The sequence below is a fragment of the Aliiroseovarius sp. F20344 genome (genome assembly GCF_023016155.1).
Classification (GTDB): domain Bacteria; phylum Pseudomonadota; class Alphaproteobacteria; order Rhodobacterales; family Rhodobacteraceae; genus Aliiroseovarius.
This window is the reverse complement of sequence record NZ_JALKBG010000005.1, coordinates 101,418-117,406: the sequence shown is the minus strand read 5'-3', so window position 1 is coordinate 117,406 and position 15,989 is coordinate 101,418. Positions and strand designations below refer to the sequence as shown.

Sequence of the window (15,989 nt, the reverse complement as noted above, 5' to 3'; positions counted from 1 at the left end):
GTATAGGAGCAAACCAAGCCCTAGGATACAAGTCTTGGCAGGCAAGAAAGCCTGAATCTAACAAATTTTTGCCGTTTTCCGCGGGATTTCCAGCATGCTGCAAATGCACATGGCACCCACACTGCGGGTCAATGCTTTGCTCGGTCGCAAGCAACCCTTGTGATTCGAGGCATCCGAAAAGAAAACGGCCCCACGCATTGCGCAGGGCCGTTTCATCAATTTGGCAGAGGACTTAGTCGTCCTGCTTCAGAGCGGCGCCCAGGATATCACCCAGCGATGCACCCGAATCCGACGAACCATACTGTTCTACGGCTTCTTTCTCTTCCGCGATCTCGCGTGCCTTGATCGACAGACCCAGACGACGCGACTTCGCGTCAACATTGGTCACGCGAACGTCCATCTTGTCACCGACCTGGAAGCGCTCGGGGCGCTGCTCAGCACGGTCACGCGACAGGTCCGAACGACGGATGAAGGATTTCATGCCTTCATACTCGACTTCGATGCCGCCATCTTCAATCGCGGTCACTTCAACAGTCACGATCGAGCCGCGCTTCACGCCGCCAACAGCTTCTGCGAAGGGGTCGCCGTCCAGTGCTTTGATCGACAGAGAGATACGCTCTTTGTCGGTGTCAACTTCCGACACAACAGCTTTGACGATGTCGCCCTTTTTGAAGTCCTGAATGGCTTCTTCGCCACGCTGGTCCCACGAGATGTCCGACAGGTGAACCATGCCGTCGATTTCGCCGTCGAGACCAATGAACAGACCGAATTCGGTGATGTTCTTGACTTCGCCTTCGACCTCGGTGCCCTCGGGGTGTGTTTCTGCGAACACTTCCCATGGGTTACGCATGGTCTGCTTCAGGCCCAGAGATACGCGACGCTTGGCGCCGTCGATTTCCAGAACCATGACTTCGACTTCTTGCGAGGTCGACACGATCTTGCCTGGGTGAACGTTCTTCTTGGTCCACGACATTTCGGATACGTGCACCAGACCTTCAACACCCGGCTCCAGCTCAACAAATGCACCGTAGTCGGTGATGTTGGTCACGCGGCCAGTGTGCACCGATTCCAGCGGGTACTTGCCAGCAACCAGATCCCACGGATCGTCCTGCAGCTGCTTCATACCAAGCGAGATACGGTGGGTCTCTTTGTTGATCTTGATGACCTGAACCTTGATGGTTTCGCCGATCGTCAGGATCTCAGAAGGATGGTTCACACGGCGCCATGCCATGTCAGTGACGTGCAGCAGACCGTCTACGCCGCCCAGGTCAACAAACGCACCATATTCGGTGATGTTCTTGACGACGCCGTCAACAGCTTGGCCCTCGGACAGGTTGCCGATGACTTCAGCACGCTGTTCAGCACGCGACTCTTCCAGGATTGCGCGACGCGAAACAACGATGTTGCCACGGCGACGGTCCATTTTCAGGATCTGGAATGGTTGCTTCAGACCCATCAGCGGGCCAGCGTCGCGTACGGGGCGCACGTCAACCTGCGAGCCGGGCAGGAACGCAACAGCGCCGCCCAGATCGACGGTGAAGCCGCCTTTGACGCGACCGAAGATCGCGCCTTCGACGCGTGCATCGTCTGCGTATGCTTTTTCCAGGCGGTCCCATGCTTCTTCACGGCGGGCCATCTCGCGCGAGATAACAGCTTCGCCGCGGGCGTTTTCAGCCGCGCGCAGGTAGACTTCCACTTCGTCGCCTACAGCGATTTCAGGGGCTTCACCCGGGTTTGCGAATTCTTTTAAATCAACGCGGCCTTCCATTTTGTAGCCTACGTCGATGATGGCTTGGCCAGCTTCAATAGCGATGACTTTACCTTTGACAACAGAACCCTCATCGGGCGTGTCCATTTCGAAGCTTTCATTAAGGAGGGCTTCGAATTCCTCCATAGTTGCGTTAGCCATGTGGCGTTTCATTCCTTTACAGTCATTTTCACGGGCCGAGCGGTTGTCTCCGCCGGTCTTGGATTTCCCAATTTGGTCAACAGGTTAGACGCAAAACAAAGAGGGCCGGAGCACCGACCCTGCCTGTCTTTCCCTGAGTCGCGGCATTTACACCTTGTCGACAAGGGCGGGGATTACGCGGATTCTGCCTGTAAATCAAGGGCTGATGCAGATCATAGCGGGATGGCGAGGGAAGCCTATAAAGGCAGAATGGATCAAGGCGACATCATCAAATGGTTGATGGCAGGGGATCCTGCCATCGCGTACCAAACCTCACGTGACCTGTTGGGAGAAGACAGGTTTAAAATGCGTCACGCAATGTTGAAAGGCGGTCAGGTTGAGAGGCTATTGGCATTGCGCGGCACGGATGGCGGTTGGGGTGACGGATATTATCGTCCCCGTTGGGCCTGCACCCATTACATCCTGCTAGAATTGAAAGAGATGGGTTTGGTTGCTCTCCCAGAAATTGCGGCGCTGCTCAATCAGGTGGCGTGCACGCATATGGCGGGCGAAGGCGGGCTGGGTCATGCACCCGGCGTTGCCAAGGCGGATGTTTGTATCAATGGCATGTTTCTGAATTTTGGATGCGCATTTGGGTTAGAGGAAACGCACGCTGCAGAGGTTCTAGATTGGCTTCTGTCGCAACAGATGTTCGATGGCGGCTGGAATTGTCGCAAAAACCGCTCGGGAGCAGTACATTCGTCCCTGCATTCTACGCTGTCGATCGTTGAAGGCTTGCATGAATACATCTGCGCCGGACATTCGTATCGAGTAGCAGAGGCACGCGCTGCAGCCGAAGCTGGCCGGGAATTCATCCTACAGCACCGGTTTTATCGCTCGGACCGAACCGGGCGGATCATCAAGTCAGAGTTCCTACGATTTCCCTATCCACCGCGCTGGAGATACAACGTGCTGCGCGCGTTGGACCATTTCCGCAATGCTGGATGCGCTTATGATCCACGGATGAAAGACGCACTGGACGTGATCGCGTCGAAACGCCGTGCCGATGGGCGCTGGCCGATTTACGCCTCCCAGAAAGGCGACACTTTAGGCCCTGAGAAAGGACCCGGGCCCAGCTATTGGGTCACATTGTTGGCTTTGAGGGTGTTGAAAATCTACCCGCGTGCCTGATCGACCACCGACAAGGCAGCCGCCACGGCATCCTCGATCGACAGCTCCGAGGTATCAATAGTCACCGCATCCCCGGCGGGTTTCAAAGGCGCCTCTTTCCGTTCGCTGTCACGTTTGTCGCGGGCGATCACGTCGGCCAGAACTTGATCGCGTGTCACATCATGTTCCTTGGCCGAAAGCTCCAGAAACCGGCGCTCGGCCCGCACTTCGGCGCTGGCGGTCACGAACAGCTTCACATCTGCGTCCGGACAAATCACCGTTCCGATATCGCGCCCATCCAGCACTGCTCCACCATTGCGGGCTGCGAAATTGCGTTGAAAGTCTACAAGTGCGGCGCGCACTTCAGAAATCACTGCGACTTTTGATGCTGCCTGCGCCACTTCGGGCGTGCGCAGATCGCCTTGCATGTCGGCAGGGGTGAGCGTCTTGGCAGCTTCAATCGGGTCGATGTCAGACAGCGTTTTCGCGCCAACAGCCCGGTACAGCAGTCCAGTATCAAGATGGGCAAATCCGAAATGGGCAGCGACTGCTTTGGAAATTGTTCCCTTTCCTGCCGCGGCAGGCCCGTCAATCGCAACGATGAATGTCATCCCGTTTGTCCCTTCCAACGACGCCACATCATGCCGGCAACCCCTGCAAGGAGTATGGTCAAAGCGACGGTCACAAAGCCCGATTTCAACATGGTGAGAAGTGCTGCGATCGAGACCACTTCTTCGTCAATGCCATTCGCACCCAGACGCAACAGATCCGCTACGGCACCGTTTTCATTCCAGTCAAAAACAGCGGCCAGAACAGCAAGACCCGAAAATCCTGCAGCCCATTTCGTTGGAAACAACAAGAGATAGGCCAAGATCAAAGAGAGGGCCATCAGACCGGGGTAAAGCGTATCCAGCTTGTGCTGCACACCCAAATAATGTGCTTTCCCGTTTTCGTTTAGAGCCATCAGAAATTCGCGCGCGTCGTCAGTCGTATATCCACTTGGGCGCAGATCGAACGGCATCAATCCATTCGCATCGCCCATAATGATCGGTAAGGACCAAAGCACCATGGCACAGTACACAAGTACCGTTGCGGCAAACACCGCCCAGAAGGTTCTCTTCAAGCTCATCCGTTGTTGCGCACCATCTGTGCGCCAAGGTCCGACATCAGCGGCTCAAATACCGGGAAGCTGGTGGCGATGGGGCCGCCATCATCCAAATTGACTGGCTTTTGCGAGGCAAAACCAAGGCAGGCAAAGCTCATCGCGATGCGGTGATCCAACACTGTGGCAACAGTGCAGCCGCCGGGGACACCATCGGGACCAAGGCCTTCAACGCTCCACCAGTCTACGCCTTCATCCACGGTGACACCTGCGGCACGCAGACCTTTGGCCATCGCGTCGATCCGATCGCTTTCCTTCACGCGCAGTTCGTGAACGCCAGGCATTTCGGTCTTGCCAGTGGCAAAGGACGCCACAACCGACAAGATCGGGTATTCGTCGATCATGCTGGCAGCCCGTTCCGGCGGCACCACGATGCCCTTCATGTTGGGCGAGTATTTCGCACGCAGATCCGCGACGGGCTCGCCGCCTTCCGTACGTTCGTTCTCGAACGTCAGATCCGCGCCCATGTCTTGCAGCGTATAAAACAGGCCTGCACGGGTTGGGTTCAGGCCAATGTTCGGGACTAGCACGTCCGATCCAGGCACAATCAGGGCTGCACAGACGGGAAATGCGGCCGAGCTTGGATCGCGCGGAACGGTAATCGTTTGCGGTTTCAGTTCCGGCTGACCAGTCAAAGTGATCTTGTGACCCTCGTCGGTGTCCTCAACCGTGATATCAGCCCCGAAACCCGCTAGCATCCGTTCGGTGTGGTCGCGGGTGGCTTCTTTTTCGATCACCACGGTTTTGCCCGGCACGTTCAAGCCAGCCAACAACACAGCGGATTTCACCTGCGCCGAGGCCATCGGAGTGGTGTAGGTCACATTCACAGGTTCGCGCGCACCAACGATGGTCATCGGGATGCGGCCACCTTCGCGGCCATAACTTTGCGCACCAAACTGCGCGATGGGGTCTGTCACGCGACCCATCGGGCGCGAGCGAAGCGAAGCATCCCCGGTAAAGGTCGCAGTGATCGGAGATGTCGCCATCGCGCCCATGATCAGACGCACGCCGGTGCCTGCGTTGCCACAGTCGATCACGTCTTCGGGTTCGGCAAACCCACCAACGCCCACGCCATTCACGCGCCATTCGCCTTCGCCCAAACGTTCCACATCAGCACCGAAAGCGCGCATGGCATCCGCGGTACCCAACACATCCTCGCCTTCCAAGAGGCCAGTGATGTGTGTTTCGCCCACGGCCATCGCCCCAAGGATCAGCGAGCGGTGGCTGATCGACTTATCGCCGGGCACACGGGCCTCGCCTTTCAGCGGGCCAGATTTGCGAGCGGTCATGGGGATGGCGGGGCCGTGTCCGGACATAGAGGGTCTCCTGTATTCTTAGAATGCTGATAGCGCAGACATTCCAACGAAGCCAGAGCTATTGGGCTTGCTAGACAACCCCGAAAGATTAGATGCGGCGGAAAGTCAGATAGTGCGGTGTACGGCCTTCGCGCAGAGCTTTTTGCTCATAGCGCGTCGAGATCCAGTCGCTCCAAGGTTTGCGCCAGTCTTCAGCATGTTCGCCCAGCCATTCAAAGCCCGCGCGCGGAACCTCTTCCAGCGTTTGGCGCACATAGTCGGGAATGTCTGTGGCGACGCGGAACTCGGCACCGGGTTTCAGCACCTTATGGAAGGGCTCAAGGTATTCGGGCGTGACAAAACGGCGGCGGTGGTGGCGTTTCTTGGGCCACGGATCTGGATAGAGCAGGAACGCCTTGTCGATGCTTTCCGGCGGCAGCACGTCAAATAGGTCGCGCACATCCCCCGGATGAACAGCAACATTTTCGCAACCGGCCGCGCGGATTTTACCCAGAAGCATGGCCACGCCATTGATGTAAGGTTCACACCCGATGATGCCGATGTCCGGATAGGTGGCGGCCTGATGCACCATATGCTCACCGCCGCCAAAGCCGGTTTCGAGCCAAACTGGCTTGCCACCAAACAGAGCGTTCAGGTCTAGCGGTGTACGATCGGGGTTCTCCTCCCAATCCACAGCACCGGGGCTGAGCGCTTTCAGATCTTCGTCCAGATAGGTCTTCTGACTGTCGCGCAGCCCTTTACCTTTCAAGCGGCCATAAAAATTGCGCCATGGCGCGCCCGAGCGGTGTTTGTTTTGCGATGCATCATCTTGTGTCATGGCCGGGCCTATGCCGTGCAAAGGGCGGGCGCGTCAAGTGACGGCCCGCCCTTTTGTGTTCTTGGTATGTGGTTCAGACCGCTTTCTTCAGCGCATCCACCAAATCGGTTTTTTCCCAGCTAAAGCCACCATCTGCTTCAGGTGCGCGGCCGAAGTGACCGTAAGCGGCCGTGCGTTGGTAAATAGGTTTGTTCAGGTCCAGATGCTCGCGAATTCCGCGCGGGGTCAGGTCCATTTCCTGCGCAACGGCGCGTTCAATCTCGGCCTCGGGCACTTCGCCTGTGCCGTGCGTATCGACGTAAATCGACAGCGGTTTAGCCACACCGATGGCATAGGACAATTGCAAGGTGCAGCGTTCAGCCATACCCGCGGCGACAATGTTCTTCGCCAGATAGCGCGCAGCGTATGCGGCCGAGCGGTCCACCTTTGTTGGATCTTTGCCTGAGAACGCACCGCCACCATGAGGCGCCGCGCCGCCATAAGTGTCCACGATGATTTTACGGCCGGTCAGGCCAGCGTCGCCATCAGGTCCCCCAATCACGAATTTTCCTGTCGGGTTCACGTGCCATTCTGTGCCACCGTTGATCCAGTCCGACGGAACGACTTCACGAATGTAGGGTTCTACCACGGCGCGCACGTCGTTGCTGGTCATCGTTTCATCCAGATGCTGGGTCGACAACACAATCGAGGTCACCTCAACCGGTTTCCCGTTCTCATACCGCAGTGAAAGCTGCGATTTCGCATCGGGGCCAAGTGTCGGTTCCGTACCGTTCTTGCGCACCTCTGCCAATCGCTTCAGGATCGCGTGCGAGTACTGAATTGGCGCCGGCATCAGCTCGGGCGTTTCATTTACGGCATAGCCGAACATGATGCCCTGATCCCCTGCTCCATCGCGATCCACGCCCTGTGCGATATGGGCGGATTGTTCATGCAAGAAGTTCAGCACGCGGCAGGTATTCCAGTGGAACTGTTCCTGCTCATACCCGATGTCGCGGATGCAATCGCGCGCAATTTGGCCGATCGAGCCCATCATGGCCTTCAGACGATCCTGATCAGTTAGGCCAACTTCACCGCCGATGACAACCATACCACTGGTGGCAAAGGTTTCGCAGGCCACGCGGGCTTGGGGTTCTTCCGCCAAAAATGCATCCAGCACCGCATCTGAGATACGGTCGCAAACCTTATCGGGGTGGCCTTCAGAAACGGATTCCGAAGTGAAAGTGTAGTTCTGACGTGACATGAAACATGCTCCATTTGAATCTGCCCGTCACGCCAGGAAGCCGTTGTGACGGTGGTCCAAAGTGGTATCCGGCCTATTGCTGCAAAGGTCAACGTGAAAAGCGACTGCGGGTTGAAATGGCGGCGAGTGCGACACAGGCCAGCAACAGAAAAAGTGGGATATCGCCGAAACGGGCGTAAATAGTTTCGGGTTGGGCATCGGGCAGCGTGACATCGAGAAACCCTGCCTGTCCAAGTGGAAGAGATTTCATCACACGCCCATGTGCATTGATCGAAGCGCTGATCCCAGTATTCGCAACGCGTATGATCGGCAGGCCAAATTCGATGGCTCGAAACCTGGCTTGTACAAGGTGCTGCTGGGGGCCTGAAAAGTCACCGAACCAAGCATCATTTGTGACCTGAAGCAACCAGTCCGGTCGGGTGGGCGCATTCCGGATATCCCGCGGGAAAACCGCCTCATAGCAGATCAGTGGCAACACTGTACCAAGCGGCCCTAAGTCCAATACTACGGGTCCCGGTCCGGCAGAGTACCCTTGCCCAAGTTGCGACGCAAAGGCCCGAATGCCAAAACGAAGCATGGCATCCCCAAATGGAATGTACTCTCCGAATGGGACCAAGTGATGCTTGTCGTAGACGGGATGGGCGCTCCCATCTGGCTCAACCATTGCCAAACTGTTGAAATAGCGCTGCCCGTCAGCTCGTTGAATGCCCAGCAGAACCGGCTTTCCATTTGCCGCATCAGCCACATGTGGCAGCAACCACTGGACGTGTTCGAGCAGCGACGGGACCGAAGTTTCTGGCCAGATGATCAAATCGAGGTCCGCGCCTTCGGGTTCGGCAGCCGTAAACTGCAACTGCCGCTCTACGAAACTCTCTGCGTAGTCCGGATCCCATTTCTGATGTTGGGGTGCATTTGGCTGCACCAGTCTAAGCGTATGTTCGGTGTTCCCGGGGGGCTCAGTTGACACCAGAAACGTTGCCAATCCGAGCACCGCAGTCAGGCCCCCGAGTGCCCACAATCCTTTGGCTGTGCGACCAACGATAAAGGCTGCGAGGAGACAGACCCATATCAAGGATAAAAATGTCAGACCCGCCACACCAATCCACGAGGCAAGCTGCGCAACAGATGTGTCGATCCATGCAAGGCCCGGGCCACCCCATGGAAATCCGGTGAACAACGTGCCGCGCAAAAGCTCGGCTGCGGTCATTCCAGCAGGCCAGAGCAGCCATTCAAGTCGGCGTTGTGGCCCAGCCAACCAGCGCGCGACTACCCAGCCCAGCGCCCATAGCAAGGAAAGACCGCCTGCCATCCCGAGAAGGGCGAAGGGGGCCATCCAGCCATGACGATCGGGCTCAACGAAGAAGGGATTGACCAGCCAACTCATCGTGACGGTGAAATAGCCAAGCCCAAGTAGCCAGCCATGAAGTGCTGCAATGCGTGGGGAATGGCTGTGACGCCAGATCAAATAGCCGACAAGAAGTCCAGCAAGCGTAGCAGCCCAGATCTGAAACGGAGCTTGCCCAAGCGCCGCGATCACACCCGCCACTATCAGGACGACAACACGCCAGCTTGGATGGGCCGCAATGCGCGCCGCACAGGCGTCAATGTCAGGCATTCTGTTTTGCAGTGTCATTTGCGTCGGGATTTTCATCCGCTGCGTCTTCGGCAGGCAATGGGCCGGGCACGCGCAGGCGCAATCGTTTTATGCGACGCGGATCAGCGTCCACAACCTCGATCTCGGCCCCACCAGGATGCGAGATCACTTCCCCTCGCGCTGGCACCTGCCCGCACAGAACAAACACCAACCCGCCAAGCGTTTCGATCTCGTCCCCATCGGCTTCTTCATGTTGAAGCTGAAACCCAGTTGCGGCTTCAAACTCATCAAGCGGAGTTTTGGCTTCAATCAGATACCACCCGGGCTTTTCTTCAACCCACAGCGCGCCTTCTTCAAGGTCGTGTTCGTCTTCGATCTCGCCGATTACCTGCTCGATCAAATCCTCGATGGTCACAAGGCCATCCACGCCGCCGTATTCGTCGATCACCAGAGCCATATGGATCCGCTCGGTTTGCATCTTTTGCAGCAGCACCCCGATCGGCATCGAGGGGGGAACAAACAGCAGTGGGCGGATCAGCTTCCGCAGAACAAAGCGCGCGGATTTCTTACCGGGCTTGCCATTGAACCCATGGTTCAGCGCCAAGTCTTTCAGGTGCACCATGCCAATGGGGCTGTCCAAAGTCCCGTCGAACACAGGCAAACGAGACAAACCACTTTCGCGGAACTCATCAACCAGCTCGTCTTTAAGGATATCAACAGGGGCGGATACGATCTCGGATTTCGGGATCATGACATCTTCGACGCGCAGGCGACGTAGGTTCATCATGCCGGGAACAGCGACAGGGGCCGTTCCGTTTCCCACGGGCGCAATGCTCGCGGGCACGATCTGTTCAGGTTCGACTGGTTTGCGCATACCAAAGATGCGGCTGAAAAATCCCGGTCTGTGATGTCTTGCTTCATCCTTCAGCGCGCTATGCGCTGCGTTAGAAGATCCGTCTGCGGTGTCGCCCATTAGTCCTTTTCCAGTTTCGCGCAAAAATTGCGCTGTTACTCTTCATATGGATTGGAAATGCTCATCTTGCCAAGGATTTCAACCTCCAACCCCTCCATCAATGCTGCATCTTTGTCGTCTATGTGATCATAACCCAACAGATGAAGCACGCCATGCACCAAAAGATGGCTTACGTGTTGGGGAAAATCCTTACCCTGCTCACCCGCTTCGCGCAGGCACGTCTCATAGGCGATGGCTATATCGCCAAGTTCCGGATCCTGAGGGGGCGCCGGATTGCCGCCCGCATCGCCCGCTGCACGTTCCTCTGATGGCCAAGACAACACGTTGGTTGCACTTTGCTTGTCGCGGAAGTCGCCATTTAGCTCTGCGATACGCGCGTCATTACACGCCAAGACACCGATCTCGAACTCACCCCCATTGGTGGGCTGAAGCTTCAGATGGCTTGTCACCGCCTCGGCTGCCGTCTGCGCCAAATGCTGAAGCCCCCCTTCTTCCCAGCGGGGATCTTCAAAAACGATATCAATCAGCATTTCAGGTATCGTGCGCCTGCTTTGTTGCCCGCGCCATAGCTTTTTGCGAAGCGTCGTCATAGGCCTCAATGATCTTGGCCACCAGCGGATGACGCACGACGTCTTTCGATGTAAAATAGTTAAAGGCGATCTGATCAATGCCCTTCAAAAGACCCTCTGCATCACGCAAGCCGCTGTCTACACCGCGCGGCAAATCGACCTGAGACCGATCGCCCGTGATCACCATGCGCGAGCCTTCGCCCAAACGAGTCAGAAACATCTTCATCTGCATGGTGGTAGCATTCTGCGCCTCGTCCAGCACGACAAAGGCATTCGCCAAGGTACGTCCTCGCATAAAGGCCAGCGGCGCAATCTCGATCTTTTTCTCTTCGATCAGCTTGGTGACCTGTTTCGAAGGCAGAAAATCATTCAGCGCGTCATAAAGCGGCTGCATATAGGGATCGACCTTGTCCTTCATGTCACCTGGCAGATAGCCAAGTTTTTCACCAGCCTCGACCGCTGGGCGTGACAGGATCAGACGGTCCACATGCCCGCCAAGGAACATGTTCACGCCAACCGCCACGGCCAAGTAGGTTTTGCCGGTGCCCGCAGGGCCGATCCCGAAGGCAAGCTCTTTGTTAAATAGGCTTTGGACATAGGCCTTTTGCGCATCGGTGCGCGGTTCAATGGTCTTTTTGCGGGTCTTAATCTCGACCGCGCTACCCTTGAACATCTCCATCTGGTCGCCATCGCGGGTGCCCGTGCCATCCTGCGTTCCGCCCATGCGGATTTCGGCGTCAATGTCACCCGGCTCCACTGCCTTTCCAGCCTCAAGCCGCTCGTACAACGCGCGCAGAACTTCGCCAGCCTTCTCGCGCGCACTGTTTTCACCCATGACCGCAAGCAGATTGCCGCGCCGGATGATCTGAACGCCCAAGTGGCTTTCGATATGGGTAAGATTGCGATCAAACTCGCCGCACAGGTCAATGAGAAGGCGGTTGTCGGGAAATTCCAGCAGCATTTCAGGGGCCGTTTCGGCTTCTGTTGCTGCGGTCAGGTCTGCTATTCCCAAATGGGGTCTCCTGTCAGATGTATGCCCTGATGGTGCCAAGAGCCGAGGGGACACGCAAGCCCCCACGTTAATTCTTCATGTGATTGTCATGAAGTCGCGCGTTTTTTGGGCCAACTAAACCGTTTCAAGCTATTGCTGAGATCCAACAATGACTGGAAACGCTTTAAAGATTAGTCCAGCAGTTCGCCCTTCAAAGAATTGGTGCGGCTTTCCACGATCTTGACGCGACGCAACGCGCCAACGGGCGCATCACTTTGCACATGAACGGCATGTAGGTGATCCGATTTCCCGACCATTTGCCCCTCAAACCGGCCCTTCTTTTCAAACAGAACGCCGACTTCCTGCCCAACCATCGCGCTTTGAACGGCACGTTGCTGTTCGGTCAGCAATGCTTGCAGGCGATGCAGCCGGTCCGTGGCGGCAGCATCATCGACCAATGCGCGCTCAGCGGCCGGCGTGCCGGGGCGGGACGAGTATTTGAAGCTGTAGGCCTGACCATAGTTAACTTCGCGGATCAGGTTCATGGTGTCTTCGAAATCCTGATCGTCCTCTTCCGGGAAGCCAACGATGAAGTCGCCCGAGATCAAGATGTCCGGGCGCGCCTCGCGGATGCGCTCAATCAAGCGCAGATAGCTTTCGGCTGTATGGCTCCGGTTCATCCGCTTAAGGATCTTATCCGATCCCGACTGAACCGGCAGGTGCAGATAGGGCATTAGCTTCTTGCAGGTGCCGTGTGCTTCAATCAGATCGTCGGTCATGTCATTGGGGTGCGATGTGGTGAAGCGAATACGCTCCAGCCCGTCAACCTCGTCTAGTGCCCAAATGAGCTTGGCCAATGACCAGTCCCCATCTGGCCCAGCGCCGTGATAGGCGTTGACGTTCTGCCCCAGCAGAGTGATTTCGCGCACGCCGCGTTCAACCAGATCCCGCGCCTCACGCAGGATACGTTCGACCGGGCGGCTGACTTCTGCCCCGCGCGTATAAGGCACCACGCAGAAGGCACAGAACTTGTCGCAGCCTTCCTGTACCGTCAGAAACGCCGTCGGATTACGCTTGGCCTTCTGTCTACGCAGTTTTGGCAGATGTTCAAACTTGTCTTCTTCGGGAAAGTCCGTATCGAGCGCTTTCTCACCCTTGGCCACCTGCTCCATCATTTCTGGCAGACGGTGGTAAGTTTGGGGTCCAACCACCAAATCGACCATCGGCTGGCGGCGCATAATCTCTTCGCCTTCCGCCTGTGCCACGCATCCAGCCACACCGATTTTCAAGTCAGGGTTCTCAGCCTTCAGCCCTTTGAAACGGCCCAGTTCGGAATAGACTTTCTCGGCGGCCTTTTCCCGAATATGACATGTGTTCATCAAGATCATATCCGCATCATCAGGCGTGTCCGTCTCAACGTACCCATCCGCGCCCAGCGCTTCGGCCATGCGTTCGCTGTCATAAACATTCATCTGGCACCCATAGGTGCGGATGTAGAGTTTTTTCTTGTCGGACATGGCGCGTTTCCCAAGATTTTGCAGCACGTGTTCAAGTCCCCGCCTCCTACAGCAAAGGGATCAGGCCCGCAACGCTTGCAAAACCTGTTGTTTTCGGGAAGTTTCTGACGGCAATCTGCAAAGAGCACAGATAAATGGGAACATATCATGCGGCATAGCGATCTTAGTCAGTTCCTAGAAACCTCAGGTGATGTCCTATCCCAAGGCCCTGTTGCGCTGATCTTTGTCGAGGATTTGGTTGAAGTTGAAAGCACAATTCAGCACCATCAGGATGCTGGATTTCGGCAGGTACTGGTATTTGCGCCTGACGCCTTAGAGTTGACCGCCGAAATGGAAGGTTCTGTACATCGGATCAGCTTCAACACATCCGCGCCGGGTGCCGTGGTAGAGGCTGTCAATCAGGTGATCGAAGCCGCACCGGGAACCTGGATATACTACTGCTACAACGCCGAATACCTTTTCCACCCCTTCTGTGAATCCCGCACAGTGGGAGAGCTGATTACCTTCCAAACAGAAGAACGCCGCGATGCGATCTTAAGTTATGTTGTCGACCTATATGCTGATGATTTGGAACAATTCCCAAATGCGGTTTCGATAGAGAACGCTCACCTGGACAAATCCGGTTACTATGCGCACGGACGAAACGACCCAGACGGAAATCCCCACGAGCGTCAGTTGGATTTCTACGGCGGGCTGCGTTGGCGATTCGAAGAACATGTACCGGTGAACGGTCACAAGATTGATCGTGTATCCCTTTTTCGGGCCAAACCCGGGCTCAAATTACGCGACAACCACACGTTCAACGACGAAGAATACAACACCTTTTCCTGCCCCTGGCACCACAACATCACCGTTGCAATCACAAGCTTCCGAGCGGCCAAGGCTCTGAAAACAAACGCCGGTTCAAAACACGATATTCCGAACTTCAAATGGCACAATACCACGAAGTTTCAGTGGAATTCGCAGCAATTGCTGGATCTTGGCCTTATGGAGCCCGGTCAGTGGTTTTGACCAGCATTCCAACTTACTCCGTTTCACGATAAACATGGCGGATCACCAAGCGAGCACCCGCCGCGACAACGCCTCGGCCTCGTTTATTCATCCCAAGACATCACGAGGTACTGATGACCGAAGTCACGCAAGGCGCGAAGGTGCGCATTCACTATACTGGTTCGCTTGAAGACGGCAGCGTTTTTGACAGCTCGGAAGGGCGCGACCCGCTGGAGTTCGAAGTAGGGTCCGGCATGATTATTCCCGGCCTCGACAAAGCCCTGCCCGGCATGACGGTTGGTGAGAAGAAAAAGGTCTCCATCGCCCCAGAAGAGGCCTATGGCCCACGTCAAGATCAGGCAATTTTGGAAGTCCCGCGCAGCGACATTCCTGCTGAAATTCCGTTGGAAGTTGGCATTCAGTTGCAGATGTCCGGCCCACAAGGCCAACCGGTCCCCGTGACCGTCACCAACCTGACCGATGACACCGTCACGCTGGACGCAAACCACGCGCTGGCAGGTAAGACATTAATCTTTGATTTTGAGGTTTTGTCGATCGGTTAACGATAGTGCGCATCGCTGGGTCGCGCGCTGAAACGTGCGGCTCAGCTACGGCGCAGACGGATCACCACATCGACTTTCGAGATCTCGGCACCTTCCGGCGCTTCCGGCAGTTGCGCGATCTTCAGGTCTTCATCCGGCGCATCCATCAATTCTTCCGTATCTTCCCAGAAGAAATGCGGGTGGTTCGAAACATTGGTGTCAAAATAGCTGCGCGCACCATTCACTGTAATCTCGCGCAGAAGTCCGGCGTCCGAGAAAACGCGCAGCGTGTTGTAGACCGTTGCAAGTGACACCTTATCCACTCCGTCGCGGGTTGCCTCGTACAGGCTTTCTGCGGTGACGTGGCGGTGATTACCGTCCCCAATCAACAGCTGAGCCAAGGCCAATCGCTGCCTGGTCGGGCGCAATCCGGCACTCGTCAACCAATTGGCTTCGGTATGTTTTTCTTGCTGCGTCATATTCTGGAACTCTTGGTACCTGCAGGGCGTTTCCAAACGAATATAGGGGGTCTGGGCACCAAGCGCCAATAAAAACTGGCTTTTGTGAACAACATACCCTTTCTGAGCGATCAGCTACCCTTGCGCCAAGCTTTCCCCGGGTGCTAGAGGGTGATGTAACTGAAGACACAAGATATGGGGCGGAGTGAATGGCGGACTACCCGACGAGCTTTGGCAAGGAAGACCTTTTGAAATGCGCGCGCGGAGAGCTTTTTGGCCCCGGCAATGCGCAGCTTCCAGCGCCCCCCATGTTGATGATGGACCGCATTACCGAAATCTCGGGTGATGGCGGCGCACATGGGAAAGGTCACGTTCTGGCCGAATTCGACATCACGCCCGACCTTTGGTTCTTTGAGTGCCACTTCCCCGGCAATCCGATCATGCCCGGCTGTCTTGGCCTGGACGGCCTGTGGCAACTGACCGGCTTCAACCTAGGTTGGCGCGGCTGGCTGGGTCGTGGCTACGCACTGGGCGTGGGCGAGGTCAAACTGACCGGTATGGTCCGCCCAGATCGCAAGATGCTGACCTACAAAATCGACTTCACTAAAGCGATCCAAACGCGCCGCCTGACAATGGGTGTGGCCGACGGTATTGTGGAAGCTGATGGAGAGGTTATCTATCAGGTCAAAGATATGAAGGTCGCTCTGTCCGAGAGCTGATCCGACTTACTATCGGTGCCCGAAGGCACCGCTACACGGAGGA

General features: G+C 56.3%; 16 protein-coding genes and 1 riboswitch. Of the genes, 4 read left to right on the top strand and 12 right to left on the bottom strand.

Going from position 1 to position 15,989, the window contains the following annotated elements; genetic code table 11:
* Nucleotides 1–232: 232 nt before the first annotated feature.
* The gene (rpsA, locus tag MWU55_RS04780) at nucleotides 233–1,921 is read right to left on the bottom strand and encodes a 30S ribosomal protein S1 (protein WP_281501804.1); all 1,689 of its coding nucleotides are present in this window, start codon (nucleotides 1,919–1,921) and stop codon (nucleotides 233–235) included.
* 237 nt (nucleotides 1,922–2,158) lie between these two features.
* On the opposite strand from rpsA, the gene MWU55_RS04775 reads away from it, so the two are divergent.
* Nucleotides 2,159–3,079: a prenyltransferase/squalene oxidase repeat-containing protein gene (locus tag MWU55_RS04775; protein ID WP_246934613.1), complete on the top strand. Its 921-nt coding sequence runs from the start codon at nucleotides 2,159–2,161 to the stop codon at nucleotides 3,077–3,079.
* On the opposite strand, the gene cmk is transcribed toward MWU55_RS04775, so the two are convergent.
* From cmk to miaB, 10 genes are all read right to left on the bottom strand, one after another.
* A complete protein-coding gene (gene cmk, locus MWU55_RS04770) occupies nucleotides 3,064–3,669 on the bottom strand; it encodes a (d)CMP kinase (protein WP_246934612.1) in 606 nt (201 codons plus the stop codon). The genes MWU55_RS04775 and cmk overlap by 16 nt on opposite strands.
* Nucleotides 3,666–4,187 carry a hypothetical protein gene (locus MWU55_RS04765; protein ID WP_246934611.1) on the bottom strand — a complete coding sequence of 174 codons (522 nt, stop codon included), beginning with the start codon at nucleotides 4,185–4,187 and terminating at the stop codon, nucleotides 3,666–3,668. The genes cmk and MWU55_RS04765 overlap by 4 nt, the downstream gene beginning before the upstream one ends.
* Nucleotides 4,184–5,536: a 3-phosphoshikimate 1-carboxyvinyltransferase gene (gene aroA / locus MWU55_RS04760; RefSeq protein WP_246934610.1), complete on the bottom strand. Its 1,353-nt coding sequence runs from the start codon at nucleotides 5,534–5,536 to the stop codon at nucleotides 4,184–4,186. Before aroA ends, MWU55_RS04765 begins: the two co-directional genes overlap by 4 nt.
* Nucleotides 5,537–5,624: 88 nt before the next feature.
* Nucleotides 5,625–6,353, bottom strand: coding sequence for a tRNA (guanine(46)-N(7))-methyltransferase TrmB (locus MWU55_RS04755; RefSeq protein WP_246934609.1), 729 nt, complete (start codon nucleotides 6,351–6,353; stop codon nucleotides 5,625–5,627).
* A 73-nt stretch (nucleotides 6,354–6,426) separates the two neighbouring features.
* A complete protein-coding gene (gene metK / locus MWU55_RS04750) occupies nucleotides 6,427–7,593 on the bottom strand; it encodes a methionine adenosyltransferase (RefSeq protein WP_246934608.1) in 1,167 nt (388 codons plus the stop codon).
* A gap of 6 nt (nucleotides 7,594–7,599) precedes the next feature.
* Nucleotides 7,600–7,648: riboswitch (SAM-SAH riboswitch) on the bottom strand.
* Between the two features lie 33 nt (nucleotides 7,649–7,681).
* Nucleotides 7,682–9,208, bottom strand: a complete 1,527-nt coding sequence (gene lnt / locus MWU55_RS04745; protein ID WP_246934607.1) for an apolipoprotein N-acyltransferase — start codon at nucleotides 9,206–9,208, stop codon at nucleotides 7,682–7,684.
* Nucleotides 9,201–10,160 (bottom strand): hemolysin family protein, encoded by a 960-nt coding sequence (locus tag MWU55_RS04740; RefSeq protein WP_246934606.1) that lies wholly within the window; start codon nucleotides 10,158–10,160, stop codon nucleotides 9,201–9,203. The genes lnt and MWU55_RS04740 overlap by 8 nt, the downstream gene beginning before the upstream one ends.
* A 35-nt stretch (nucleotides 10,161–10,195) precedes the next feature.
* Nucleotides 10,196–10,690 carry an rRNA maturation RNase YbeY gene (gene ybeY, locus MWU55_RS04735; protein ID WP_246934605.1) on the bottom strand — a complete coding sequence of 165 codons (495 nt, stop codon included), beginning with the start codon at nucleotides 10,688–10,690 and terminating at the stop codon, nucleotides 10,196–10,198.
* 1 nt (nucleotide 10,691) lies between these two features.
* Entirely contained in the window at nucleotides 10,692–11,690 is a 999-nt protein-coding gene (locus tag MWU55_RS04730; protein WP_246934793.1) for a PhoH family protein, read from the bottom strand.
* A gap of 221 nt (nucleotides 11,691–11,911) precedes the next feature.
* Nucleotides 11,912–13,237, bottom strand: coding sequence for a tRNA (N6-isopentenyl adenosine(37)-C2)-methylthiotransferase MiaB (miaB, locus tag MWU55_RS04725; RefSeq protein ID WP_246934604.1), 1,326 nt, complete (start codon nucleotides 13,235–13,237; stop codon nucleotides 11,912–11,914).
* A gap of 147 nt (nucleotides 13,238–13,384) precedes the next feature.
* Between miaB and MWU55_RS04720 the strand changes: the two genes are divergently transcribed.
* Nucleotides 13,385–14,248: a glycosyltransferase family 2 protein gene (locus tag MWU55_RS04720; RefSeq protein ID WP_246934603.1), complete on the top strand. Its 864-nt coding sequence runs from the start codon at nucleotides 13,385–13,387 to the stop codon at nucleotides 14,246–14,248.
* Between the two features lie 113 nt (nucleotides 14,249–14,361).
* Complete coding sequence (locus tag MWU55_RS04715) at nucleotides 14,362–14,790, top strand: peptidylprolyl isomerase (RefSeq protein WP_246934602.1); 429 nt, start codon at nucleotides 14,362–14,364, stop codon at nucleotides 14,788–14,790.
* A gap of 41 nt (nucleotides 14,791–14,831) precedes the next feature.
* Here the strand turns inward: MWU55_RS04715 and irrA are convergent, their stop codons facing one another.
* Nucleotides 14,832–15,248 carry an iron response transcriptional regulator IrrA gene (gene irrA, locus MWU55_RS04710; RefSeq protein ID WP_246934601.1) on the bottom strand — a complete coding sequence of 139 codons (417 nt, stop codon included), beginning with the start codon at nucleotides 15,246–15,248 and terminating at the stop codon, nucleotides 14,832–14,834.
* Nucleotides 15,249–15,436: 188 nt separating this feature from the next.
* Here irrA and fabA point away from each other — a divergent pair, with 188 nt between their 5' ends.
* Nucleotides 15,437–15,946 carry a bifunctional 3-hydroxydecanoyl-ACP dehydratase/trans-2-decenoyl-ACP isomerase gene (gene fabA, locus MWU55_RS04705; protein WP_246934600.1) on the top strand — a complete coding sequence of 170 codons (510 nt, stop codon included), beginning with the start codon at nucleotides 15,437–15,439 and terminating at the stop codon, nucleotides 15,944–15,946.
* The last annotated feature ends 43 nt before the right edge of the window (nucleotides 15,947–15,989 follow it).

What these genes read in the sequence shown, in the direction of transcription:
- lnt (WP_246934607.1), bottom strand. Translation starts at nt 9,208, where the DNA reads ATGCCTGACATTGACGCCTGTGCGGCGCGCATTGCGGCCCATCCAAGC.
- rpsA (WP_281501804.1), bottom strand. Translation starts at nt 1,921, where the DNA reads ATGAAACGCCACATGGCTAACGCAACTATGGAGGAATTCGAAGCCCTC.
- MWU55_RS04715 (WP_246934602.1), top strand. Translation starts at nt 14,362, where the DNA reads ATGACCGAAGTCACGCAAGGCGCGAAGGTGCGCATTCACTATACTGGT.
- MWU55_RS04720 (WP_246934603.1), top strand. Translation starts at nt 13,385, where the DNA reads ATGCGGCATAGCGATCTTAGTCAGTTCCTAGAAACCTCAGGTGATGTC.
- MWU55_RS04740 (WP_246934606.1), bottom strand. Translation starts at nt 10,160, where the DNA reads ATGGGCGACACCGCAGACGGATCTTCTAACGCAGCGCATAGCGCGCTG.
- MWU55_RS04730 (WP_246934793.1), bottom strand. Translation starts at nt 11,690, where the DNA reads ATGCTGCTGGAATTTCCCGACAACCGCCTTCTCATTGACCTGTGCGGC.
- irrA (WP_246934601.1), bottom strand. Translation starts at nt 15,248, where the DNA reads ATGACGCAGCAAGAAAAACATACCGAAGCCAATTGGTTGACGAGTGCC.
- fabA (WP_246934600.1), top strand. Translation starts at nt 15,437, where the DNA reads ATGGCGGACTACCCGACGAGCTTTGGCAAGGAAGACCTTTTGAAATGC.
- miaB (WP_246934604.1), bottom strand. Translation starts at nt 13,237, where the DNA reads ATGTCCGACAAGAAAAAACTCTACATCCGCACCTATGGGTGCCAGATG.
- MWU55_RS04775 (WP_246934613.1), top strand. Translation starts at nt 2,159, where the DNA reads ATGGATCAAGGCGACATCATCAAATGGTTGATGGCAGGGGATCCTGCC.
- metK (WP_246934608.1), bottom strand. Translation starts at nt 7,593, where the DNA reads ATGTCACGTCAGAACTACACTTTCACTTCGGAATCCGTTTCTGAAGGC.
- MWU55_RS04755 (WP_246934609.1), bottom strand. Translation starts at nt 6,353, where the DNA reads ATGACACAAGATGATGCATCGCAAAACAAACACCGCTCGGGCGCGCCA.
- MWU55_RS04765 (WP_246934611.1), bottom strand. Translation starts at nt 4,187, where the DNA reads ATGAGCTTGAAGAGAACCTTCTGGGCGGTGTTTGCCGCAACGGTACTT.
- aroA (WP_246934610.1), bottom strand. Translation starts at nt 5,536, where the DNA reads ATGTCCGGACACGGCCCCGCCATCCCCATGACCGCTCGCAAATCTGGC.
- ybeY (WP_246934605.1), bottom strand. Translation starts at nt 10,690, where the DNA reads ATGCTGATTGATATCGTTTTTGAAGATCCCCGCTGGGAAGAAGGGGGG.
- cmk (WP_246934612.1), bottom strand. Translation starts at nt 3,669, where the DNA reads ATGACATTCATCGTTGCGATTGACGGGCCTGCCGCGGCAGGAAAGGGA.